The following is a 22592-nucleotide window of genomic DNA, read 5'->3' as shown; positions in this document are numbered from 1 at the left end:
TGCTCCTCAGAGGCTGCGGGCGGAGATGTCGCCGTAGGCGGTGGTCGCGTGGATGTTCAGGCCGGCGGCGGCACCGTCGGTGTTCGTGAGCGCGTTGTGGATCCGGCCGTAGGTGGTGCCGGCGTCCAGGGATGCGGAGACCCCGTGGGCGGCGCCGACCGAGATCTCGCCGTGCTCGGTGCGCAGTTCGACCGTGCCGCGCACGGCCTCGGCGATCCGGATGTCGCCCTTCTGGGTGCCGATCTGCGCGGGACCGCCCAGGCGGCCGACCGAGATGTCGCCGGCGAGGAGGGTGAGGCGGGCGCTCGCGGTCTCGTCGAGCTTGACCGAGCCCTGCGCGGCCTCGAAGGCGACGTCTCCGAGGCGTCCCACACCACGGAACTCGGCGTCCGCCGCCTTGGCCTCGACGCGGGAGCCGGCGGGAAGCTGGACCGTGACCTCGAGGGATCCGGAGCTGCCGAGGATCCGGTTCTTCGCCGCCGGCACCTGGATCCGCAGGACGCCGTCGCCGTATGCGACCTCCGTCTGCTCCGCCGCCTTCACGTCGCGGCTCTTGGAGGCGTCCGCGGGGAGGATCTCGACCGTGGTGTCGGCCCGGTCGGCGGAGATGAACCGGACGCGCCCCGCCGGGATGTCCAGGACGGCGGTGATGGGGGCGGAGGTGTCGAACTTCTGCATCGTGCGCTCCTTCTTCTGCTGCGTGCGGTGCTTGGCGCCGGGCGTTTCCGACATGAGAAACGCTACGTTGCATTCATGGATCCGGCAACGCACTCGTTGCATGTGATCAATGTAGATGCAGGTCAAAGCTACTAATTCATTGCAATAGGCCTGAAGGGTAATGCAACACCGTGCGAGAGTTCGTTGCAATGAAATGAGGGCGAACGCTACGCTGGGGGCATCACGCCCCACGAAGGAGACCGCGATGCCGGGAGGCAGGCTCACCCAGCAGGAACGCCAGCAGATCGCCCTGGGACTGGCCGACGGCCTGGCCTACGCGGAGATCGCCAGACGCCTCGAACGCCCGACCTCGACCATCACGCGTGAGGTGATGCGCAACGGCGGCCCCACCGCCTACCGCGCCGACCTCGCCCACCGCGCCACCGAACACCGCGCCCACCGGCGCAGGCCGGCCGCGCCCCGGGGGCCGGAGGTGCCCCCGCAGGCGCACGGACGCGACGCCGAGGCCGTGCGCGAGTACGAGGAGGCGCTGACCACCGTCTTCATGCAGTCGGGCACGCCCAAGATGATGGCCCGGGTGCTGGCCTGCCTCTGCATCAGCGACGCGGGCAGCCTCACCGCCGCCGAACTCGTCCAGCGCCTCCAGGTCAGCCCGGCGTCCATCTCCAAGGCGGTCGCCTTCCTCGAGAGCCAGGGCCTCGTCCGCCGGGAACGCGACGAACGCCGCCGCGAGCGCTACGTCGTCGACGACGACGTCTGGTACCAGTCGATGATGGCCAGCGCCCGGGCCATCGCCCGGATAGTCGACACCGCACGGCAGGGCGTGGGCATCCTCGGCCCCGCGTCCCCGGCCGGCGCCCGCCTCGAGAACATCGCCCGCTTTCTCGACTTCGTCTCCGAGAGCACCGCCCGCGCCGCGGACCAGGCCCGCGCGGTCCTCCACACGAAACCCGGAACGACCGGAACGACGGGCGGGACCGCAATGACGGGCGGGACCGCAACGACGGGCGCGACCGGAACGACCTCGGACGGGACCGCCAGGCCCATTCCAGACCGCGAATAGACCGCCGCCTCGACGGTCACGGTCAGGGATCCCCGCGCCGTCCGCCGCGGTGCAGGGGTGGGCACGGCCCGGGCCGGCCCCAATCGGGCACGCCGGGGTCGGCCCCAGCCGGGTTCGGGCGTCCACGCATGCGCGTCCAGTACGTCACCACGTCCTCGGGGGCGACACCCGGCCCCCTCGGGCCGTCGTCGCCGCTTTTCAGCCATCCCGACGGCCTCCCGGTGCGGCGTCGGAAACGCGTGTCCGACGGGCGGAGTTTGTTCCTCCGGGGTCAGGGCAGACGGAGGTTCGTGCTTCGGACCGGAGGCGCGCCAGCGGGAGCGGCATGGCTGCTCCGGGGCGCTCTCTGCGCCCCGGACGACAGCGGCCCTCCCGTGGTCAATCCCTGAAACGACCGTTCAGGAGCGAATCCGCATGCTCATCGACATGTCGACAAGCCGACCTGCTACGCCTGCCGTCACCACCGCGCAGTCACGTCGGACCCACGACGACGCTCCCGACACCGCACGTCAATTCGCCCGCCTCGCCTCCATGGAGGAAGGACCCGAGCGGGACGCCGTGCGCGACGAGATCGTCACGGCCTGGCTGCCCATGGCCCACCGGATCGCCGGGCGGTTCCGCGACCGCGGCGAGGCGATCGAGGACCTCCGGCAGGTGGCGGCACTCGGCCTGGTGAAGGCCGTCGACCGCTTCGACCCCGAACGCGGCGCCTTCGAGAGCTACGCCGTCCCCACCATCACCGGCGAGATCAAGCGGCACTTCCGCGACCGGATGTGGGCCCTGCGCGTGCCCCGCCGGGTGCAGGAACTGCGCAACAAGGTGCGGCTCGCCCGCCGCGAGCTCACCCAGAACCCGGGTGCGCCCGAGCCCTCCGTCGCCGACATCGCCGCCCACACGGGGCTCACCGAGGAGGAGGTCGGCGCGGGACTGGAGGCGCTGGAGAGCTTCAGCACGCTGTCGCTGGACGCCGAACTCCCGGCCGGAGACGACGGGTACAGCCTCGTCGACACCCTCGGCGGCCCCGACGCCTCCTACGACATCGTGGTCGACCGCGAGTCCGCCAAGGAGAGCCTGCGCCGTCTGCCGGAGCGGGAGCGGGCCATTCTCTACATGCGCTTCTTCGAGGACATGACCCAGAGCCGTATCGCCGACCGCCTGGGCATCTCCCAGATGCACGTCTCGCGCCTCATCAGCCGCAGCTGCGCCCAGGTGAGGGAGGAGGCCCTCGGCCGCCAGGACGGTCGCGGCTGAGCCCGCACCCGCACCGCCGTACCGCGCACCCCGTCGTTCGTCCACCCGTTCGTCACGGAAGAGGAGCACCCCGAATGCTGATGCCCCACCCCGCCGTCCTGCGCAAGCTCGTCGACGAGTACGAGGCCGCGACGGCGGGCGGATCCGCCGAGGCGAAGAACGCCCGGGCGCAGGATCTCGCCTACACGCTGTGCGTCTCCACCGGGACGCGCGACGTCACCCTCGCCCTGGAGGCCGCCCGCCGCTGGCTCGCCGCGGCGGCCGAGGCGGACGCGGCGGCAAGGCCGCGCACCGACGACGGGCCCCACGTGTACGCGTGAGCGGCCCGGCCGGGCGCCCCTCGGCGGTGGACCACCGCCGAGGGGCGCCCGGCGTGTGACCGGGGGGTGTCGTCGCGCAGAGCAGTCGCCCCACCGCCGAGTGTGTGCGAGGCAACCCGGGGCATCCGGATTCCGGGACTCTTCAGGGGAGGTCGAGATGAACGCGAGTGTCCTGGCGAGCAACGGCAGGACCCAGGCCGAGCGCGCGGCGCGGGGGTCGGGTACCAGGTGGGCGGCCAAGGCGGGACTGACCGCGCGGGGTGTCATCTACCTGCTGGTCGGCGCGCTGGCCCTGCAGATCGCCTTCGGCGACGACAAGAAGCAGCAGGCCGACCGTCAGGGCGCCCTCGCCGAACTGTCCGGGAAGCCCTTCGGCTCCGTGTTGCTGTGGGCCCTAGGCATCGGCCTGGTCGGCATGGCGCTGTGGCGCCTGTCGGAGGTGGTCTTCGGCTCGGTCGGGCCCGACGGCCGGAAGGCGAAGAAGAGGCTGCTGGCGCTCGCCCGGTGCGTGTTCTACTCGTTCGTCGCCTACTCCGTCCTCGCGTTCGCCGCGGGGTCGGGCAGCGGAGGCGGTTCCAGCGACGAGCAGTCCCGGGACGTCACCGCCCGCCTGCTGGAGGTCTCCGGGGGGCAGTGGATCGTCGGAGCGGCAGGCGCCGGCGTCGTGGTCGCGGGCGTCTGGATCGGGGCGCGGGCCCTGATGCGCGCCTTCCGGGACAAGATGCGGATGGGGCAGATGTCGCGGCGCGTCCGCCGCCTGGTGGACGTCACCGGCGTGGTCGGCGGCGCGGCGCGCGGCCTGGTGTTCGCCGCCGCGGGCTCCTTCGCGATACGTGCCGCGGTCGACTACGAGCCCGACGAGGCGAAGGGGCTGGACGACACCCTTCGCTCGTTCGCCGGCACCCCGGTGGGGCCGGGCCTGCTGGCCTGCGTGGCGGCGGGGCTCGTGCTCTTCGGACTGTTCTCGTTCGCCATGGCCCGCTGGCGCAAGGTCTGAACGTCCGGCTCCGGGGGAACCCGGGGGAAATGAACGAATCCGAGTTCCCGCCGGACGGACGACCCGTGGACATGTACCTCGACCTCCTCCGCGTCCGCATGGACAGCGAGGACTTCGAGATGCTGCTCAAGGTCGTCGCGCCCGCGCTGCGCGCACTGGACGAACAACCTTCCGAGACCCTCGACTTCGCGCTGGATCCGCGGGACACCGAGGACCTGCCCCAGGAGATCCGCGACGAGGCCGCGCTGGTCATCGCCACGGCGGTCACCGGCCGGCTGGACAACCAGCTGGTGGAGATCCACGTCGACGGCACCGGCCCGGTCCGGGTCGTCACCGACGCGGTCACCGCCTCCGACCCCGTCCGGCTCGCCGAGATCGCCGGCTGCATCCGCCGCCGCCAGAGCGACACCGAGGAACTGCGCGGCATCGCCGCGGCCAGCGGCCTGCCCACGGACTTCTGACCGCGGGCGGGCCGCCCCGCGGACGAGCCGCCCCGCGGGCGACTGCCCAAGGGCGGAGCGCCCAAGGGGGCGGAGTGCCCGACGGGCGGAGTGCCCTGCGGGTTGCTGCTCAATGGGGGTCTCTCCGGGGGCTTCCTCTTCGTCAGGCAGTTCTAGTCATATGTCGGCGCCCAGGGCAGACTGCCAGGCGCCGCAGGTGGGCCCTTTGGGGCAGGCGACTCCGGGGGCGGTTCGCCTTCACGCAGGCGGTCTCGTTCGTGGCCCGGTTCCCGCGGCGGGTCGGGCTGTCAGGCCGCGCCGGTAGGCCCCATGGGTGGGCTGTATTCCGGGGCGGGTCGCCCTTCCCGCAGGCGGGCCGGTTCGTGGCCCGGTTCCCGCGTGCTGGCCTCCGCCGAGGCCAGCGCCCGTCCAGGCCCCGCGCCCGTACATACCCCGCGACCGTCCAGGCTCCGCACCTGTCCAGACCCCGGTCGAAGCCCCGCCCCCGCCCAACCGCCGCCCAACCCCACCCAAACTCACGCTCACGCCCCCGGGCGGGTCACCGGTACCCCCAGTGGGCGGGCCAGGCCGATCACTGCCTCGTCCAGGCGTTGGAGGTGGCGCAGGACCCGGTCGGTGACCCGGCCGTAGCGCGGGGTGCCGGGCTCGCCGGCTTCGAGCAGCGAGGCGATGCTCGGGCTGGTCCGCACCTCGGCGGTGCTGTCCTCGTCCGCGACGCGGGCGGCGATCGCGTCGATGTTGTGCCGGATGCGCTGCCCGGCCTTGCGCAGCCCCGGGTCCGCCGCGATCGAGGGATGGGTGGGCAGCAGCTCGGCCGTGGCCGCGAGGGTCCGGGCGTGGTACGCGCAGGTCTCCAGCAGGGCGACGACGTACCGCGCGGTGTCCCGGCGCGTCCGCAGCGGTGTGACCGGATGCGTCAGCGGCTGGGTGGCCGCCCGCAGGTCGTCCAGCGCCTGGTCCAGGTCCCGGGCCCGGTCCAGCAGATCGGTCGGCGGCCCCCCGCTGAGCTGGTCGACGGCGGCCTCCGTCACGTCGGTCAGCCGGTCCAGGACGGTCGTCAGCAGGTCGTTCGTCCGCCGGTCGGTCTGCACCGGCAGCACCAGCACCGCCGCCACCACTCCGCAGGCCGCCCCGAGCGCCGTCTCCTGGACCCGCAGCACCAGCACCGACAGGCTGTAGGTGTGCAGCAGCGTGTAGAGCACGCCCAGCGCCGCGGTGACGAAGAACGACATCAGCGTGTACGACAGCGGCGCCGTGTAGAACATCGCGAACACGCACAGCAGGACCACCGCGAACGCCGTCCACGTGTGGTGGCCGACCGCCCCCGCGAGCCCGATCCCCGCGATCACCCCGAGCACGGTCCCCAGCAGCCGCCGGTAGCCCTTGACCAGGATCTCCCCGGTCGAGGCGGTGTTGAGGAACACGATCCAGCAGGTCAGCACCGCCCAGTACCAGCGGTGTGCGGAGATCAGCTCGCCGCCGACGATGGCCAGCGAGGAGCCGACGGCGACCTGCACGGCCGCCCGGGTCGTCGGCCGGCGCAGCCCGGTGGCCTCCTCCCTCGCCGCCTCCTCGCCGCCGATGGCCGCGTCCTCCGCGTCCAGCTCCTCGCGGGAGCGGGCCGTCTCGGGGCTGTCGTCGGACTCGTCCTGCGGCCCGTCGAGCGCGACCCGCAGCCCCAGCACGGCCCGCGACGCCTCGCCGACGCCCCGGAAGACGTCCTGCACGGCCGGTGAGGCGCTCGGCAGGTTCTCCTCCTCGCGGTACCCGAGCAGCCGGTTGCGCACCTGCGCCAGTCCCGTGCCGTCGGCGACCGGATGGCGGACGAGCAGCCGCAGCGCCCGCAGGTCGCGGCGCAGCACGTCCGTCGCCTCGTCCCGCACCGGCAGCCGCCCGCTGTCGGGGACCGGCGCACCGGGCAGGTGCAGGGTCAGGGTGTCCGCCCGTTCGGTGCTGCGTGCGGTGAGCAGCAGCAGGCCCAGCCTTTCCGCGGCGATCTCCGCGTCGGCGATCCGGCGCTGCAGCAGGTGGGCGGTCGCCTCGTCGCGGGTGCCCTCCTCCAGCCGGCTCTGGATCATCATGGCGGTCTCGTGCAGCCGGGCGGTGCCCTCGCGCACGTGCTGCAGGGCCTTGCCCACGTCGTCCGGACCCGCGTCGAGCAGTTCGAGCTGCGCGTCCAGCAGCTGCGCCAGCCGCGCTCGGAAGGCCTGCCGCAGCCGCTCGAGAAGCCCCGCCGGCGTCTGCGGCACCAGCACGAACCGTGCCGTCGCGCTGCACACGAACGCGACCGCGATCGCGCCCCAGAAACCGGGCAGGCCGGCCGTCGTGACGCCGACGAACAGGGACAGGAAGTAGACCTGGAAGGCGACCAGGCCGAGCGCGGTGCCCCGGTCCCCGAACCGGCGGCCGTACACCGCGCAGAAGATGAGGACGACGAAGAAGGCGTCCCCCACCACCACCCGGGTGCTCAGCAGCGCCGCAAGTGACACGGAGGCCAGGGCGACGGGCAGCCCGAGCGCCAGGGTGACGGCCTGCGCCCCGCGCTGCTTCTCCCGGACGGCGAACGTGCCGACCATCGCCGCGATGGCCCCCGCGACGAGGTGCTTCACGTCGGCGCCCAGCAGAGAGAGCACGGCCAGCGTCAGCGAGATGGCACCGACCGTCCGCAGCCCGGCCGTCAGCCGCAGCAGCCCGGGATCGGAGGCCACGATCCGAACCCGCAACCCCGTCCAGAAGGACCGATCCGCCGCCTTCACGCGTCCGTACTCTCTCCCGCTCGCTCGAACCCCGGCGCACCCCGCACCCGGGTCCGCAGTCCTTGCTCACTCGGCCCCGGGTCCGTGGGCTTCGCTCACCAGCTCACGGATCCGCAGCCCTCGATCACCCGCACCCGGCTCCCGTGGGCTCCGCTCACCCGCACCCGGGTCCGCAGCCCTCGCTCACCCGGCCCCGGGCTCCGTGCCCGCCACGTGCGCCCGCACCTGCTCCTCCGTCAGGTACCTGTCGGTGTACTCGAAGTCCTTCAGCTTGGCGGGCCGGCGGGACTGGAACCCGGTGCGGACGAAATCGTCACCGGCGAGCGCGTTCAGCGTCCAGTTCGTCAGCACCCGCGCCTTCGCCACGTTGGTGCGCAGCGCCGACCAGTGGTAGCCGCGGGCCACCGCCTGGGCGGGCAGCCCCCGCAGTTCGATGCCGAGCGGCTTGGAGACGGCGTCGGTCCCGCCCAGGTCGACGACCAGACCGAGGTCCTTGTGCCGGTACGGCCGCATCGCCTGACCGCGCAGCGTCGCCATGACGTTGTCGGCCACGACCTTGCCCTGCCGCATCGCGTGCTGAGCGGTCGGCGGGCAGACCGCGTCGCCGCCCTTGGCCTCGTCGGGCACCGCGGCGGCGTCCCCGAGCGCGAACACCCCGTCGTGACCGGGCAGGCACATCTCCGAGGTGACGGCCAGCCTCCCGCGGACCGTCTCCGCGCCGAGGGTGCCGATGAGCGGGCTGGCGACGACGCCCGCGGTCCAGATCAGCGTGTGGGTCGGGATCACCCGCCCGTCGGTGAAGGTGACCTCCTCCGGCTCGGCCTTGGCGACGGACGTCCCCAGCGAGATGTCGATCCCGCGCCTGCGCAGCACCTCCTGGGCGCTGCGGCCGAGCTTGTCGCCCAGCTCGGGCATCAGCTTGGGGGCGATGTCGATGAGGTGCCACTTGATCAGGCCCGGGTCCAGCCGGGGGTAGCGCTTGACCGCGTTGTGCGTGAGCAGTTGCAGACAGGCGGCGGTCTCCGTGCCCGCGTAGCCGCCGCCGACGACCACGAACTGCAGCCGGGAGGCCCGCTCGGCGGGGTCCTGGCTGGCGTCGGCGAGGTCGAGCTGGGTGATGACGTGGTCGCGGATGTAGGCGGCCTCGGCGAGCGTCTTCATCCCGAAGGCGTTGTCGACCAGCCCCGGGATGTCGAAGGTTCGCGTGACGCTGCCGGGAGCCAGCACGATGTAGTCGTACGGCTCGTTCACGAACCGGTCGGTGATGGTGCGGATCACGCAGACCTTCGACCGAAGGTCCACGCCGATGGCGCCGCCCGGGATGATCCGGGTGCGGTACTTCTTGCTGCGGCGCAGCGAGAGGGCGATCGACTGGGGCGTCAGCACGCCGGAGGCGACCTGCGGCAGCAGCGGCAGATAGAGCTGGTAGCTGAACGGCGTCACCAGGGTGACGTCGGCCTCGTCCGGGGCGAGCCTGCGTTCCAGACGCCGAACGCACCCCACTCCCGCGAAGCCCGCGCCCACCACCAGGATCCTGGGTCGTGTCACGATGTCCATCCCTTTCTGCGGCTCCAGGCGGTCTGCTCGACATGATGCGCGTGCCCGCCGGGCGGCACCGTCGCACCTGACCGATGCCGTCGATCCCATCGATCCCACCGCGACCGGAGTGGTTCCGCCAGCCGGGCGGCGCATGCAGACGAACGTTTCTCCTGAGGCCACCGACGTACCCGTGGAAGGGCCCGTGTACGCCCGGGCACTTCGGGTAGCTCGACGTACATGACAAGTGTGGTGGCCGGAGGGTAGTGACGTGGGGTGGGCGCGGGGCACCGACGATGGCCGGCGGGAGAGCCGGGAGGCGACGGCCCGGCGGGTCGTCGACGCGGTGGAGAGCCTGGTGGCCTGCTGGCTCGCGGCGGCCGAGGAGACCACGCCGCGGCTGCCCGACCGGCAGCTGGTCGCCCTCAGAACGATCCGGCGCCGCCCGGAGCTCAACCTGACCGCTCTGGCCGAGCATCTCGGCATCGGTCTGCCCACCGCCAGCCGCCTGTGCGACCGGCTGGAGGCGGCGGGTCTGCTCGAGCGGAGCGTGCACCCGCGCAACCGGCGCGAGGTGCAGCTCGTGCTGACCGCCTACGGCAGGCGTGTCCTCGTGGACGTCAACGACCGGCGCGTCCGGCGGCTGGCCTCCGTGTTCGAGGGCATGACGCCGGCGCAGCGCACGGCGCTGGAGCACGGGCTGTCCGCCTTCCGGCAGGCGCACGCCGCCGGCACCGATGACTGACGGTAGTTCAGTTCCCCGGCGTGAGGCGGGCCGTCCGGCTGTCGATGTGACACAGCAGCAGACAGACGTCGTCGTCACGCTCGGAGTCGCTGAGCATCGGGTCCAGGATCCGCTCCGCCGAACCGTCGAGGTCCGCGTCCAGCTCCTCGGTGCGGAACGCGCCGAGCGCCGTCGCGAGCCGCGCGATCCCCGGGTCTATGCCCTGGGCGCGCCGCTCGACCAGACCGTCCGTGTACAGCGCCAGCGTCGAACCCGGCTCCAGGGGCACCGTGTGGTCGGCGATCTCCTGGCGCAGCGGGATGCCGAGCATCGCGCCCGGCTTGGCGTCCAGCGTGCGCACCCGCCCGTCGGGGTCCCGCAGCACGGGCGGCGGATGCCCGGCGGCCGCCCACGTCAGGACCGGCTCGCCGGGCTGGAACCGGGCGATCACGGCCGTCGCGTACAGGTCGGGCTGGAGGTGGTGCAGGAAGGTGTGCAGCCGGGTCAGGAGGACGCCCGGGCTGCCGCCGTCCACGGCGTACGCGCGCAGCGCGGTGCGCAGCTGACTCATCATCACCGCCGCGTGCAGCCCGTGCCCGGTCACGTCGCCGACCACGGTGATCAGGCTGCCGTCGGGCTGCCGGAAGGCGTCGTACCAGTCGCCGCCGATGTTCAGCCCGTACGTCGCGGGCAGGTAGCGGGCCGCCAGCCGCAGACCCGGCGTGGTCGGCAGATCGGTCAGCAGGGCGCGCTGGAGGGTCTCGGCGATGTCCCGGCTGTGCTCGAAGCGCCGCGCGTTGTCCAAAGCGATGCTGGCCCGCCGGGTCAGCTCGATCAGCATGACGGCGTCGTCCGGATCCCAGCGCTCGCCCGGCGGGGTCAGCGTCAGCACCCCGAGCGGCGCGCGCCGCGTCGGCAGCGGGACGCACAGCAGCGGCCGGGTCGGATCCAGTGCCGACGGCGGCTGGTCCTCCACCCCGGGCAGGCCGCCGGGATGGTCGGCCGCGTACTGGGGCCGTCCGGTGCGCGCGGCGACCACGGCGGCCGCCGGGTGCGGGGCGGGCGGGCGCCGGTCGTCGTCGGAGTCGAAGAGCCAGACGTCGACCGTGCGCGCGTACTCGGGCACCAGCAGCTCGGGCAGCCGGCGCACGATCTCCTCGTGGTTGAGGGACGCGGTCAGCACCGCGCTGGCGTCGGCCAGGAAGGTCAGCCGGCGCCGGGCGTTCTCCGCCTCCTGCCGGGCCGCGCGCTCCGCCGCGAAGGCCTCACGCTGCGCCCGCCCGGCCGCGTCCAGCTCGGCGTGCAGCGCGAGCACGCCCTGGTTGGTCTGGTGCAGCTCCTCCCGGTGGAAGGCGACCAGTTCCTCCTGCTCGGCCAGCTTGTCCAGGACCAGCGAGGTGTCCTCGTCGGCGCCCAGCAGGGCCTCCGCGAGGACACCGGTGTCGTCGGCCACCCCTGCGTGGACGGCGGCGTCCGCCGGCTCGGGGCAGTCCACGGCGACCTGCCACGGCGGTTCGCCGGCGGCGGGGGAGGCGGCGACCTCGATCCGCAGCAGTCCCCCGCCCGCCTTCAGGCTGAGCCGCCAGGTGCCGCCCTTGGTCAGACACTGGCGCAGACGGCCGCTGAGCGCGGTCGCCAGCCGCGTCCGCTCCAGGGGCGCGACGCCGTACGCGGCGGCCAGGCGCGCGGTGGCGATCCGGGCGCGCGCCGCGTCGGTGACGGTGCTGATCTGCCAGGTACGCATCATGGGCGGTCCGGCGGGCTCGGGGACAGGACGGCCACGGCCGTGTCGTCACGCACCGGGCGGGCGGAACTGCTCGCGTCGCGCACGGTCACCGCGGCGGTCACCGCCGGGTCGGCCGTCCACAGACGGGGGTCGGAGGGCGGTGTCCAACGGCTGGGCAGACCGTCGCTGTGCAGCACCAGCAGCCGGTCGGCCGCCCAGGGCACCTCGGTGTCGCCGAGGGACGCCGGGCGGTGCACGCCGACGATGCCGGGCCGGGACAGCAGATGACGCCACGAGTCGCCCTCGCGCAGCCGCGCCCCCACGTTGCCGATCCCGGCGAACCGCAGCCGGCCGGCCGACACGTCGAGCTGGGCCACCGCCACCGCAGCGCCCCGCGTGCCGCGCAGCGCGTCGTGCAGGCGGCGCAGCACCTCGGCGGGCGTGTGGCGGGCCGAGCGGTGCAGTTCCTCCACCGCCGCGGTCGAGGCGCGGGCCGCTTCGGGGCCGTGGCCCAGCCCGTCGGCCAGCATCAGGGTCAGCCGGTCGTCGGCGCGCACCCACGTCCAGGCGTCGCCGGAGTACTCGGCGCCGGCGAACGGGACGTTCACACCGCCGGCCCGCGCGGCCACGGGCTCCCGGACGGTGGCCTTCGCGGCGGCGCCGAGCCGGGCCAGTGCCACCGTGCCGCGCCCCGGGGCGCTGTGCAGGTCGAAGTCGTCGGCCACCCGCCGGCAGGTTCCCAGGCCGGCCCCCAGGGAGCCGGTCGTGGAGAACCCGTCGCCGAGCGCGGTCGTCACATCGGCCATGCCGGGCCCGTGGTCCACGGCGGCGATCTGGACCACCGGTCCGATCCGCCCGCCCGGCGGGGCGACGGTGTCCACGAGGAGCTGTCCCCCGTGGGCGTGCTTGAGGAGGTTGGTGGCCAGCTCCGTCGCCACCAGGGCCGCGGAAGCCGTACGCGACTCGTCGAGGCCGGCGAGCCGGGCGGCCGCCTCCGCGGCCACGCGCGCGTCGCGTACCCGTGTCGAGTCGTGGACCGGCACCTCCCACACGCGCGGCATCAGGTCTCCTCGCGCTGCCGGGGTGGCCGGGCCGCCCACGAGGTCACCGTGACGGTCGTACCGGCCCCGGGAGTGCTGTCGATGGCGAAGTCGTGCACCAGCCGCCGTGCGCCGCCCAGGCCCATCCCCAGCCCGTCGCCGGAGGTGTAGCCGTCGCGCAGCGCCTGCTCCAGGTCGGCGATCCCCGGGCCGTGGTCCGTGAAGGTCAGCCGCAGCCCCTGGTGGCGTCCGTCGGAGACGCGAGCGGTCTCCATCTCCCCGCCCCCGCCGTAGACCAGCGTGTTGCGGGCGAGCTCGCTGGCCGCCGTGACCAGCTTCGTCTGGTCGACCAGGCCGAAACCGAGTGCGGCGGCGGCCTGCCGCACATGCTGCCGTACCCAGACCAAGTCCAGGTCGGAGCGGATCGGCAGGCGGGCCTCGACGCCCGCGGCCGTCCCGCTCACCGCGGCTCCCGGCGCGGGCCGCGTGGAACCGGAACGCTCGCCCGCCCGAGGAGCTGCAGAGCGGCCTCCGTGGACAGCGCGGTCCGCAGCCCCGGAAGCGTCAGGCCCAGCTCCACCAGGGTGATCGCGACCGCCGGCCGCATGCCCGCGACGACGGTCTGGGCGGCCAGCAGCCGGGCGTTCGCCGCGATCTCGGCGAGTACCCGCCCGAGGAACGAGTCGACGATCTCCACCCCGGAGATGTCGATGACCACGCCGGTCACCCGGCTGCGGGCGATCGCCTCCACGATGTCCTGCTGGAGCTGTTCCGCCGTGCCGTCGTGCAGGTCCCCCTGCAACGTGACGAGCAGGACGTCGCCCAGCCTGAGCACCGGCACGGGTGCCGCGCCGATGCGGGAGAGGTCGTTGTTCACCGCGGACCCGCACCACCGGGCGTCGCGTGCACGATGCCGGCGCCCAGCCCGTGCAGGGCGTACGCCAGGGCGTCGGCGAGCCCTGCCCGGGTGATCACGGTGCCCAGGTCCAGGCCGAGGTGCACGATGGTCTGCGCGATCGCCGGCCGGATGCCCGAGACGACGCACTCGGCGCCCATCAGCCGTACGGCGGCCACCGTCTTCATCAGGTGCTGCGCGACCAGCGAGTCGACCGTCGGGACCCCGGTGATGTCCAGGATCGCGTACTGGGCCTGCTGGTCGACGACCGCCTCCAGCAGCGTCTCCATGACCACCTGGCTGCGGGCGCTGTCGAGCGTCCCGATGAGCGGGACGGCGACGATGCCGTCCCACAGCTTGATGACGGGTGTCGCGACTTCGAGCAGCTGCATCTGCTGCCGGTCGATGAGGGCCTGCACCTCGGTCAGCGCGGTCTCCATGACCACCAGCCGCAGGGTGCCCATCAGGACGGTCAGCGCGGTCGTGCACTCCCTGAGGTGCTCCGCCGACGCGTCCGGGAGATCGGCGACCAGCAGGTTCTCGACGGGGACCCGCAGGGCCTCCACCTCGCTGGACACCTGCGCGGTGCTCATCCCGGAGCGGGAGCGGGCGGCCGTCATCCGTGCCAACTGCTCGCGCACCACGGTGAATCCGGCGCTGTTGGAGTCCTCCACCCGGCCGGAGTCGGCGACTTGGGCGAGGGCGTCGACGACGCTCCGGCCGGCTTCCACCGCCTCGTCGCGGGAGACGGTGAACACCGTGCGGAACAACGGTTCGTCGGCCCACCGCTGGGCGATCTGCTCCCGACGGCGGCTCAGGAAGGCCCCGACCTCGGCCGCCGGTGTTCCGTTCGGTGTGGCCGCTTCGTGCTCCGGCACTGCTTCACTCCTCGTCTGCGTCCTGCCGCCGCCTCCCCGCGGGCGGCGGGGGGCGTGGTGATCCCTGCCGGGCGACCACCCTAACCACGGGCCGATCTCGTACGACACCCCGCTCCGGCCCGGCAACCCGCTCGTGCGGCGGCCGTCGTGACACGTGTCCGAAGGGGCGACATCCGTTCGACGGCCGGGGTGGCCGATGCCCCAACGGCCTCGCCGTCTCCATGAGTTCCGCCGGTCCGTGGTCCGCCCACTCTGTTGCCCCGCACGTACAGTTGTCAAACGGCAACTGTCGGGCCGCCCGAGGGCCGCCGCCGCCCGCACACCTGCGGATTCGCGGGGTGCGGCGGACGGCGGGTCAGGCTTCCCCGTCCTGCGGCGAAGGCTCCGGACGGTCTATGCGCGCCAGGGCCTCGTCGACCTTCTCGGAGATCGGCACCGTGAGGCTGACCCCTGTGAGATCCAGCACCCGGCGCACCGCGGGCGTCGGGTTGATCACGTGCACGCTGCCGGGCAGCCCCCGGGCCTCCTGGTACACCCGCAGGATGATGTTCATCCCGGACGAGTCCATGAAGGGCACCGCCGACAGGTCCAGGAGGAAGTGCCGCCTGCCGTGGTGGAGCTGGTTCGCCAGATGGGCCTGGAACTCGGTGGCGGTGTCGAGATCCAGGTGGCCCTCGACCGTGACCAGGGCCACGTCCTCGCGGGGCAGGGTGACCTCGACGGACAACGGGTTCTGGGCGATGGACACGTGTACCTCCGAAAACTGAGGGTCCGGGCTGCGTACCCCGGCGGGCGACTGCGGTGCGAGGCGAGCACCGGCGTCGGGACGTCCGACCACGGGACTTGTGTCCTCCCCTTCGGCTGAGGTTCTCGACCTCGCATCGCGCCCCAGCGGATACCCAGGAACCGGAGTCCCATGCACCGGCCCCGGGAAGACGCCCCCGGCTCGGCCACCTGCACGGCGGACCGTGCCACGGACGGCGGGTCCCCGCCGCTTCCCGCGATCCCAGCCGCAGGACACCCCCCGGGGGATGTCCTGCAGGTTCTCCCCGCCCTCCGGGCGGACGACGTGACGTTGCCGACAGCCCTCAACCGAGCCTGATGCCCACGATGCAGGTGTCGTCGTCCGTGTCCGACCTGCTGTAGGTGAGCAGCCGGTCCAGCTGCTGGTCCAGCGTGGGCGGAACCGTGCTCACCTGGTTCAGCAACTGCGTCAGCGACTCCTCCACCGACCGGTCCCGCCGCTCGATCAGCCCGTCGGTGTACATCAGCAGCGTGTCGTCGGCCGCGAGCTGGATCTCCTCCTCCTCGTACGTCGTCTCCGGTACGGCACCCAGCAGCAGCCCCTTCAGCAGCGGCAGCGGGGCGGCATCGGAGCCGCGCACCAGAACGGGCGGCAGATGGCCCGCCCTCGCCCAGCGCAGGGTGCGCCCGACCGGGTCGTACAGCCCGCACACCGCGGTCGCCGTGACGGCGCCCGTCAGATGGTGCGCGACCATGTTCAGCCACGACAGCAACTGGCCCGGTCCGGCGCCGGTCACGGCCAGCCCGCGCAGCGCGTTGCGCAGCACCACCATGCTGGTCGCCGCCTCGATGCCGTGGCCCGCCACGTCCCCGACGCACAGCATCACCAGCCGCGACGGCAGCACGACCGCGTCGTACCAGTCACCGCCCACCAGTTGCTCCTCCTCGGCGGGCCGGTAGCGGACCGCCACCTGGAGGCCGGGAACCTCCAGGGGCGCCCGAGTGGGCGGCATGATCGCGTGCTGGAGCTGGAGCGCCAGCCGGCCGCGTTCGCTCGCGTGCTGCTCGGTCTGCGCGAGCTGGTCCCTGGTGGCGGCGAGCGCGACCTCCGTCCAGTGCTGGGCCGAGATGTCCTGGTAGGCCCCGCGGACGGCGACCAGCCGGCCGTCGGTGTCCAGGACCGGCTCGGCGACGAGCCGCATGTGCCGGGTCACCCCGTCCGGCCGCTGGAGCCGGAAGGCCGCGGAGGACGGACGTCGGTGGTGCAGCAGCGTCCGCAGGAAGCGCCCGATGCCGACCGCGTCGTCCGGGTGGGCGTGCGCCGCCAGTTCCTCCAACGGCACCGGGGCGCTCGACGGGGCCCGCCCGTACAGGGCGAACAGCTGGCCGTTCCACGTGGTCTCGCCGGTCAGCACGTTCTCCTCGAAGCCGCCGATCCGGCCGAGGCGCTGCGCGTGCTGCAACAGGCTCGCCAGCCGTGCCGTCTCGTCCTCGATGCGCCAGATGAGCAGCACACAGCTGCCGTGCCGGCTGATGCTGAGATCCGCGACCGCCGACAACGGCACCTCGTCGACCAGCGCGGTCAGGCTCATGCGGCGGGCGCGGAACGGCTCACCGGTGGCGTGAACCCGCTCGATGCGCTGGAAGAGGTCGCTGCCGCCCGCGGCCATCGGGTAGGCCTCCAGCAGCAGGGCGCCGTTGACCACCGCACGCGGCCGTCCCGCCGGATCGAGGAAACGGTCGTTGACGTGCTGGATGCGGAAGTCCACCAGCTGCCCGGCCGCGTCGACGTGCGGGACGAGGACCAGTGCCGGATCGTGCAGCCCGTCCGCCAGGTCCATCAGCTCGGCCGCGTCGGGCAGCACCCGCGGTTCCGGGCCGGCGCCCTGGCCGCTCGGGTACGACTGCAGGGTGTGCGCGCACAGCTCCGCCAGCGCCTCCACCTGCCGGACGACCTGGGGCGGCTGCGGCTCCAGCGGCCCGGGCCAGGCGATCTCCAGGACCCCGTGGACCCGCCCCCCGGTCCCGGCGGGCAGGGCGACCCGCCCGCCGTCGGGGTGCGTGTTCCGGCCGACGGTGGGCAGACCGGTCTGCGCCAGCGAGCCGATCCACTGCCCGGACCGCTCGGCGAGGCCGAGGCGGGCCACCGTGGCGACGTCCGGGGGCACGTACCGCCAGCGGCCGGCCTCCCCGGCGGCGAAGCCGGCGCTTCCGGCCAGCGTCAGGGATCCGTCGGCGCCCGCCGCCCAGATCGCCACCGCCACCGCGCCCAGCGGCCCCAGAGCGTGCTGGAGCAGGGAGTCGGCGACGGCCTGCGTGTCGTGCGCCGCCAGCGCCCCGCTCTCGGCGGCCCGCAGGCGTACGGCCGCGGAGACCTCGGCGGGCGTGTCCGTGTCCGAGACGGTCGCGATGAAGGCGTCGGTCACCTCGGCCACGCGGTCCTTGGCAGCCTGGTTGATGACTTCTACCGCGAACTCCAGCGGGGACATTCCCGCCTGCTCGGCCAGTTCGGTGAGTTGCCGGGCGGCCTCGGCCGGCCCGCAGCCCAGCCGCTCCACGAGGACGCCCTTGGCCAGTTCGACCAGGGCGCGCCCCTCGGCCTCCGCCTGAGCCGCCCGCACCTCGCGCCGCAGCCGTTCGACGGTGGCCGCGAGACGGCCCACCGGGGAGGGGGCGCCGCCCGTCGCTCCGGGGGAGTGCCGGGCGGGCGCCTGAGGCTGTGGCGGCGCGCCGGCGGCCGGGGCCACGACCGGCGCGTCGGCCCGGCCCGGCGCCCCGGACGGCTGACCGCTGACGGCCTCGGCCGGGTACGACGGGCCGGCGAGGCCCTGTGCCGCGGACGGGTGACCGGCCGGGGCCCCGACCGGTTCGCCCCGGCCGTCGGGCCCGCCTGCCGGGGCCGGCGGGACGACGGGCGCGTGTTCCTGGTGCGGGGCCGCCGTGCCGGACGGGCCGCCCTCGGGCAGCCCCGGTGCGGCGCCGTTCCCCGCGGGGACGGACGCGCCCGACGCGGGACCTGCAAGTCCGTCGTGCGTCTCGTGCGGCTGTTCGGGAATGCTCACGGTGCGTTGACTCCTCGGCCGGACACCCGGCACTCGGAAGGACGGCCGCGCTCAGGCGGTCAGCCAGCGGCGGACGCAGGACATCAGGTCGTGGGTGTCGACGGGCTTGGTGACGTAGTCGCTGGCGCCCGAGGCGAGACTCTTCTCCCGGTCGCCGGGCATCGCCTTCGCCGTCACCGCGATGATGGGCAGATCGGCGTACTGCGGCATCGTGCGGATCTCGGCCGTGGCCGTGTACCCGTCCATCTCCGGCATCATCACGTCCATCAGTACCAGAGCGATGTCCGGGTTGTTGCGCAGCGTCTCGATGCCCTCGCGCCCGTTCTCGGCGTGCAGGACACGGATGCCGTACAACTCCAGGATCCCGCTCAGCGCGAAGAGGTTGCGCGCGTCGTCGTCGACGACGAGGACCGTACGTCCCACGACGGCGTCGTCCACGGGCTGGGGCGCCACGGGCTGCGGCTCCTCCTGGCGGACCAGGGCGAGGACGTCCCCCGGCTGCTCGGCGGACAGGTGCAGCGTGATGCGCTCGCGCAGTTCGTCCAGGCTGGAGAGGAACTCCAGGGGCCGGCCCACCGCACGGGACTGCAGCGTCTCCTCCTGCGCGAGGTCCGCCCGGTGCCCGCTGTGCACGAGCACCGGCACGCCCGCCAGCGCGGAATCGCCCGCGAGCGCCGCCAGGAAGCGGGAGGCCTCCGCGTCGGGCATCCCCAGCTCCAGCACGACACAGTGGCACGGTTCGGCGGCCAGCGCCCCCGCGGCCTCCTGCGCCCCCACGGCGGTCACGATGTCGACCGGGGGCGGCGGCGTGCCGTCCTCCCGGGCGCGCGCGATGTCCGCCACCACACTCTCGGCGACCAGGGTCAGCAGACCGCGCGGCCGTTCCTCCACCACCAGCAGTCGGCGGGGCCGCTCACCGGCCGTGCCCGGCGCCGGTGGCAGACCGGGGGAGGGGGAGACGAGCGGCACCGGCTCGGCGGCCTGCCCGCGCTCCAGCGGACGCCCGCTGCCGACCAGCTCCTCGAAGTCCCCGCGGGCGACCGGCAGATAGAGCGTGAAGGTGCTGCCCCTGCCCGGCGTGCTGTCCACCGTCACGGCGCCGCCGAGCAGATGGGCGATCTCCCGGGTGATGGACAGCCCCAGTCCCGTGCCCCCGTACTTGCGGCTCGTGGTGCCGTCCGCCTGCTGGAAGGCGCCGAAGATGGTTTCCAGCTGCTGCTCCGGGATGCCGATCCCGGTGTCCTTCACCCGGAAGGCCACCACCGTGCCGCCCCGCACCACGCCCTCGGGCACCTCGTCCCCGGACACCGGCTCGATGCGCAGTTCGACACTGCCCTGCTCGGTGAACTTGACCGCGTTGGACAGCAGGTTGCGCAGCACCTGGCGCAGCCGGGAGTCGTCGGTGAGCAGGTCCGCGGGCGCCCCCGCGGCCGTGCTGATGGTGAACTCCAGGCTCTTCTGCGAGGTCATCGGCCGGAACGTCGCCTCGACGTACTCGATGAGCTGCCGCAGCGGCACCCGCTCCGGGGAGATGTCCATCTTGCCGGCCTCGACCTTGGACAGGTCCAGGATGTCGTTGATCAGCTGGAGCAGGTCCGAGCCCGCGGAGTGGATGATGCCCGCGTACTCGACCTGCTTCGGGGTGAGGTTGCGCGAGGGGTTCTGGGCGAGCAACTGGGCGAGGATCAGCAGACTGTTGAGCGGGGTGCGCAGCTCGTGGCTCATGTTCGCCAGGAACTCCGACTTGTACTTCGACGCCAGCGACAACTGCTGCGCCCGCGCCTCCAGTTCCTGCCGCGCCTGCTCGATCTGCAGGTTCTTCGCCTCGATGTCGCGGTTCTGCGCCACCAGCAGGGAGGCCTTCTCCTCCAGCTCGGCGTTGGACCGCTGCAACTCCTCCTGCTGCGCCTGCAACTCCGCCGAGCGGGCCTGCAGTTCGGCGGTCAGCCGCTGGGACTCGTCCAGCAGCTCGTCGGTCCGGGCGTTCGCCACGATGGTGTTGACGTTGACGCCGATGGTCTCCCGCAGCTGCTCCAGGAAGTCCCGGTGGGTCTGCGTGAACGCGGTCACCGACGCCAGTTCGATGACACCGAGCACCTGCCCCTCGAACAGGATCGGCAGCAGGATCAGCGCGCTGGGCTCCACCTCGCCGAGCCCGGAGGAGATGGTCACGTACCCCGGTGGCAGCTCGTCCACCGTGATCGTACGGCGGCTGCGCGCGGCCTGGCCGACCAGCGAGCGGCCGAACGGGATCCGGGTCGGGCGGGTGTCGTCGTCGGGGTAGCCGTAGGCCCCCACGAGCCGCAGCTCGGGCCCGTCAGGGCCGTCCTCGGCCAGGTGGAAGGCGCCGAACTGGGCCGACACCAGCGGCACCAGCTCGTCCATGATCAGCTCGGCCACCACGGGCAGGTCCCGGTGCCCCTGCATGAGGCCGGAGATGCGCGCCAGGTTGGTCTTGAGCCAGTCCTGTTCCTGGTTGGCCCGGGTGGTCTCGCGCAGCGACTCCACCATCGAGTTGATGTTGTCCTTGAGCTCGGCGACCTCGCCGGAGGCCTCCACGTTGATCGAGCGCGTCAGATCGCCCTCGGCGACCGCGCTGGTGACCTCGGCGATCGCCCGGACCTGCCGGGTCAGGTTGCCGGCCAGCTCGTTGACGTTCTCCGTCAGCCGCTTCCAGGTCCCCGAGACGCCCTCCACCTCCGCCTGGCCGCCGAGGCGGCCCTCGGTGCCGACCTCGCGGGCGACGCGGGTGACCTCGTCGGCGAACGCGGAGAGCTGGTCGACCATCGTGTTGATCGTCGTCTTCAGCTCGAGGATCTCGCCGCGGGCGTCGACGTCGATCTTCTTCGAAAGGTCGCCGCGTGCCACGGCCGTCGTCACCAGCGCGATGTTGCGGACCTGGCCGGTGAGGTTGTTGGCCATCGAGTTGACGTTGTCGGTGAGGTCCTTCCAGGTGCCCGCCACGTTCGGCACGTGCGCCTGGCCGCCGAGGCGGCCCTCGGTGCCGACCTCGCGGGCGACGCGGGTGACCTCGTCGGCGAAGGCCGACAGCGTGTCCACCATCGTGTTGATGACGTCCGCGAGGGCGGCGACCTCGCCCTTGGCCTCGACGGTGATCTTCTGCGAGAGGTCGCCGCGCGCCACCGCGGTGGCGACCTGGGCGATGGAGCGCACCTGACCCGTCAGGTTCGACGCCATCACGTTGACGTTGTCGGTCAGGTCCTTCCAGGTGCCCGAGACACCCCGGACCGTGGCCTGCCCGCCGAGATTGCCGGCCGTGCCGACCTCGCGGGCGACGCGGGTGACCTCGTCGGCGAAGGCGGAGAGCTGGTCGACCATCGTGTTGATGGTGTTCTTCAGCTCCAGGATCTCCCCCCGGGCGTCCACGGTGATCTTCTGCGAGAGGTCGCCCTCCGCCACCGCGGTCGCCACCTGGGCGACGTTGCGGACCTGAGCGGTGAGATTGCCCGCCATGAAGTTCACCGAGTCGGTCAGGTCCCGCCAGGTTCCCCTGACGCCCTTCACGTCGGCCTGGCCGCCGAGGCGGCCCTCGGTGCCGACCTCGCGGGCGACGCGGGTGACCTCGTCGGCGAAGGCGGAGAGCTGGTCGACCATCGTGTTGATGGTGTTCTTCAGCTCCAGGATCTCGCCCCGGGCGTCGACCGTGATCTTCTGCGAGAGGTCGCCCTTGGCGACCGCGGTGGTCACCTGGGCGACGTTGCGGACCTGAGCGGTGAGGTTTCCGGCCATGAAATTGACCGAATCGGTGAGGTCCCGCCACACCCCCGCGACCCCCGGCACCTGAGCCTGGCCGCCGAGGCGGCCCTCGGTGCCGACCTCGCGGGCGACGCGGGTGACCTCGTCGGCGAAGGCGGAGAGCTGGTCGACCATCGTGTTGACGGTCTCCTTCAGCTGGAGGATCTCGCCGCGCGCGGGCACGTCGATCTTCTGCGACAGGTCGCCCTTGGCGACGGCGGTCGCCACCTGCGCGATGTCGCGGACCTGGGTCGTCAGATTGCCCGCCATGGCGTTGACGGAGTCGGTCAGGTCCGCCCAGGTCCCGGAGACCCCCGGCACCTCGGCCTGTCCGCCGAGGGTGCCCTCCGTGCCCACCTCGCGGGCTACGCGCGTCACTTCGGAGGTGAACACGGACAACTGGTCGACCATGCCGTTGAACACGGTGGCGATGTCGCCCATGAGACCGTCGCCGTCGGCGGGCAGCCGGGTGCCGAAGTCACCGTCGCGGACGGCCGTGAGACCGGCCAGGAGCTGCCTCAGCTCCTGGTCGCCCGGGACAGTGTCGACGACCTCGGCGGCGTTGCTGGTCATGCGCATCCTCGTTCCGCTCCCCAGGAGCCCCCCCGACGGGAGCTCGGAACCACGCCGTCCCCGGTGGACGGCGCCGCATGTCGTGCGCGCATTTCCGCAGTTCACGGATGTGCGTGACGAAAGAAATCCGCC

General features: G+C 73.0%; 17 protein-coding genes. 6 read left to right on the top strand and 11 right to left on the bottom strand.

The window, feature by feature from the left end:
• Positions 1 to 6 precede the first annotated feature (6 nt).
• Positions 7 to 678, bottom strand: a complete 672-nt coding sequence (locus ACIHAR_RS34840; RefSeq protein WP_365471243.1) for a DUF4097 family beta strand repeat-containing protein — start codon at positions 676 to 678, stop codon at positions 7 to 9.
• Positions 679 to 922: 244 nt separating this feature from the next.
• Between ACIHAR_RS34840 and ACIHAR_RS34835 the strand changes: the two genes are divergently transcribed.
• From ACIHAR_RS34835 to ACIHAR_RS34815, 5 genes are all read left to right on the top strand, one after another.
• Complete coding sequence (locus ACIHAR_RS34835) at positions 923 to 1741, top strand: helix-turn-helix domain-containing protein (protein ID WP_400023220.1); 819 nt, start codon at positions 923 to 925, stop codon at positions 1739 to 1741.
• 414 nt (positions 1742 to 2155) lie between these two features.
• Positions 2156 to 2992, top strand: coding sequence for a SigB/SigF/SigG family RNA polymerase sigma factor (locus ACIHAR_RS34830; protein ID WP_365471234.1), 837 nt, complete (start codon positions 2156 to 2158; stop codon positions 2990 to 2992).
• Between the two features lie 74 nt (positions 2993 to 3066).
• The gene (locus ACIHAR_RS34825; protein WP_400023218.1) at positions 3067 to 3312 is read left to right on the top strand and encodes a DUF5133 domain-containing protein; all 246 of its coding nucleotides are present in this window, start codon (positions 3067 to 3069) and stop codon (positions 3310 to 3312) included.
• A gap of 157 nt (positions 3313 to 3469) precedes the next feature.
• Entirely contained in the window at positions 3470 to 4309 is an 840-nt protein-coding gene (locus tag ACIHAR_RS34820; RefSeq protein WP_400023216.1) for a DUF1206 domain-containing protein, read from the top strand.
• A 29-nt stretch (positions 4310 to 4338) separates the two neighbouring features.
• Positions 4339 to 4770 carry a hypothetical protein gene (locus ACIHAR_RS34815; protein WP_365471225.1) on the top strand — a complete coding sequence of 144 codons (432 nt, stop codon included), beginning with the start codon at positions 4339 to 4341 and terminating at the stop codon, positions 4768 to 4770.
• Positions 4771 to 5291: 521 nt separating this feature from the next.
• On the opposite strand, the gene ACIHAR_RS34810 is transcribed toward ACIHAR_RS34815, so the two are convergent.
• On the bottom strand, positions 5292 to 7526 hold the full coding sequence (locus ACIHAR_RS34810; protein WP_365471222.1) for an FUSC family protein: 2235 nt from the start codon (positions 7524 to 7526) through the stop codon (positions 5292 to 5294).
• Positions 7527 to 7709: 183 nt separating this feature from the next.
• Complete coding sequence (locus tag ACIHAR_RS34805) at positions 7710 to 9083, bottom strand: NAD(P)/FAD-dependent oxidoreductase (RefSeq protein WP_365471219.1); 1374 nt, start codon at positions 9081 to 9083, stop codon at positions 7710 to 7712.
• Positions 9084 to 9333: 250 nt separating this feature from the next.
• Here ACIHAR_RS34805 and ACIHAR_RS34800 point away from each other — a divergent pair, with 250 nt between their 5' ends.
• Positions 9334 to 9807: a MarR family transcriptional regulator gene (locus tag ACIHAR_RS34800; protein ID WP_365471216.1), complete on the top strand. Its 474-nt coding sequence runs from the start codon at positions 9334 to 9336 to the stop codon at positions 9805 to 9807.
• A 7-nt stretch (positions 9808 to 9814) separates the two neighbouring features.
• Here the strand turns inward: ACIHAR_RS34800 and ACIHAR_RS34795 are convergent, their stop codons facing one another.
• From ACIHAR_RS34795 to ACIHAR_RS34760, 8 genes are all read right to left on the bottom strand, one after another.
• A complete protein-coding gene (locus tag ACIHAR_RS34795) occupies positions 9815 to 11533 on the bottom strand; it encodes a PP2C family protein-serine/threonine phosphatase (protein WP_400023213.1) in 1719 nt (572 codons plus the stop codon).
• Entirely contained in the window at positions 11530 to 12573 is a 1044-nt protein-coding gene (locus ACIHAR_RS34790) for a SpoIIE family protein phosphatase (RefSeq protein WP_400023212.1), read from the bottom strand. Before ACIHAR_RS34790 ends, ACIHAR_RS34795 begins: the two co-directional genes overlap by 4 nt.
• Positions 12573 to 13016, bottom strand: coding sequence for an anti-sigma regulatory factor (locus ACIHAR_RS34785; protein ID WP_365471208.1), 444 nt, complete (start codon positions 13014 to 13016; stop codon positions 12573 to 12575). Before ACIHAR_RS34785 ends, ACIHAR_RS34790 begins: the two co-directional genes overlap by 1 nt.
• Entirely contained in the window at positions 13013 to 13429 is a 417-nt protein-coding gene (locus ACIHAR_RS34780; protein WP_365471205.1) for an STAS domain-containing protein, read from the bottom strand. The genes ACIHAR_RS34785 and ACIHAR_RS34780 overlap by 4 nt, the downstream gene beginning before the upstream one ends.
• Positions 13426 to 14325 (bottom strand): STAS domain-containing protein, encoded by a 900-nt coding sequence (locus ACIHAR_RS34775; RefSeq protein WP_400023211.1) that lies wholly within the window; start codon positions 14323 to 14325, stop codon positions 13426 to 13428. Before ACIHAR_RS34775 ends, ACIHAR_RS34780 begins: the two co-directional genes overlap by 4 nt.
• Positions 14326 to 14680: 355 nt before the next feature.
• Positions 14681 to 15073: an STAS domain-containing protein gene (locus ACIHAR_RS34770; RefSeq protein WP_365471200.1), complete on the bottom strand. Its 393-nt coding sequence runs from the start codon at positions 15071 to 15073 to the stop codon at positions 14681 to 14683.
• 340 nt (positions 15074 to 15413) lie between these two features.
• Positions 15414 to 17816 carry a SpoIIE family protein phosphatase gene (locus ACIHAR_RS34765; RefSeq protein ID WP_400023278.1) on the bottom strand — a complete coding sequence of 801 codons (2403 nt, stop codon included), beginning with the start codon at positions 17814 to 17816 and terminating at the stop codon, positions 15414 to 15416.
• A gap of 366 nt (positions 17817 to 18182) precedes the next feature.
• Positions 18183 to 22460, bottom strand: a complete 4278-nt coding sequence (locus ACIHAR_RS34760; RefSeq protein ID WP_365471194.1) for a HAMP domain-containing protein — start codon at positions 22458 to 22460, stop codon at positions 18183 to 18185.
• Positions 22461 to 22592: the final 132 nt, after the last annotated feature.

The organism is Streptomyces sp. NPDC052016 (assembly GCF_044548445.1).
GTDB lineage: Bacteria > Actinomycetota > Actinomycetes > Streptomycetales > Streptomycetaceae > Streptomyces.
This window is presented reverse-complemented; position numbering and strand designations above follow the sequence as displayed.

Bases quoted from the DNA above. Each gene is read 5' to 3' on its own strand.
- ACIHAR_RS34840 (WP_365471243.1), bottom strand. From the start codon at position 678: ATGCAGAAGTTCGACACCTCCGCCCCCATCACCGCCGTCCTGGACATC.
- ACIHAR_RS34830 (WP_365471234.1), top strand. From the start codon at position 2,156: ATGCTCATCGACATGTCGACAAGCCGACCTGCTACGCCTGCCGTCACC.
- ACIHAR_RS34835 (WP_400023220.1), top strand. From the start codon at position 923: ATGCCGGGAGGCAGGCTCACCCAGCAGGAACGCCAGCAGATCGCCCTG.
- ACIHAR_RS34790 (WP_400023212.1), bottom strand. From the start codon at position 12,573: ATGCCGCGCGTGTGGGAGGTGCCGGTCCACGACTCGACACGGGTACGC.
- ACIHAR_RS34825 (WP_400023218.1), top strand. From the start codon at position 3,067: ATGCTGATGCCCCACCCCGCCGTCCTGCGCAAGCTCGTCGACGAGTAC.
- ACIHAR_RS34820 (WP_400023216.1), top strand. From the start codon at position 3,470: ATGAACGCGAGTGTCCTGGCGAGCAACGGCAGGACCCAGGCCGAGCGC.
- ACIHAR_RS34760 (WP_365471194.1), bottom strand. From the start codon at position 22,460: ATGACCAGCAACGCCGCCGAGGTCGTCGACACTGTCCCGGGCGACCAG.
- ACIHAR_RS34815 (WP_365471225.1), top strand. From the start codon at position 4,339: ATGAACGAATCCGAGTTCCCGCCGGACGGACGACCCGTGGACATGTAC.
- ACIHAR_RS34795 (WP_400023213.1), bottom strand. From the start codon at position 11,533: ATGATGCGTACCTGGCAGATCAGCACCGTCACCGACGCGGCGCGCGCC.
- ACIHAR_RS34805 (WP_365471219.1), bottom strand. From the start codon at position 9,083: ATGGACATCGTGACACGACCCAGGATCCTGGTGGTGGGCGCGGGCTTC.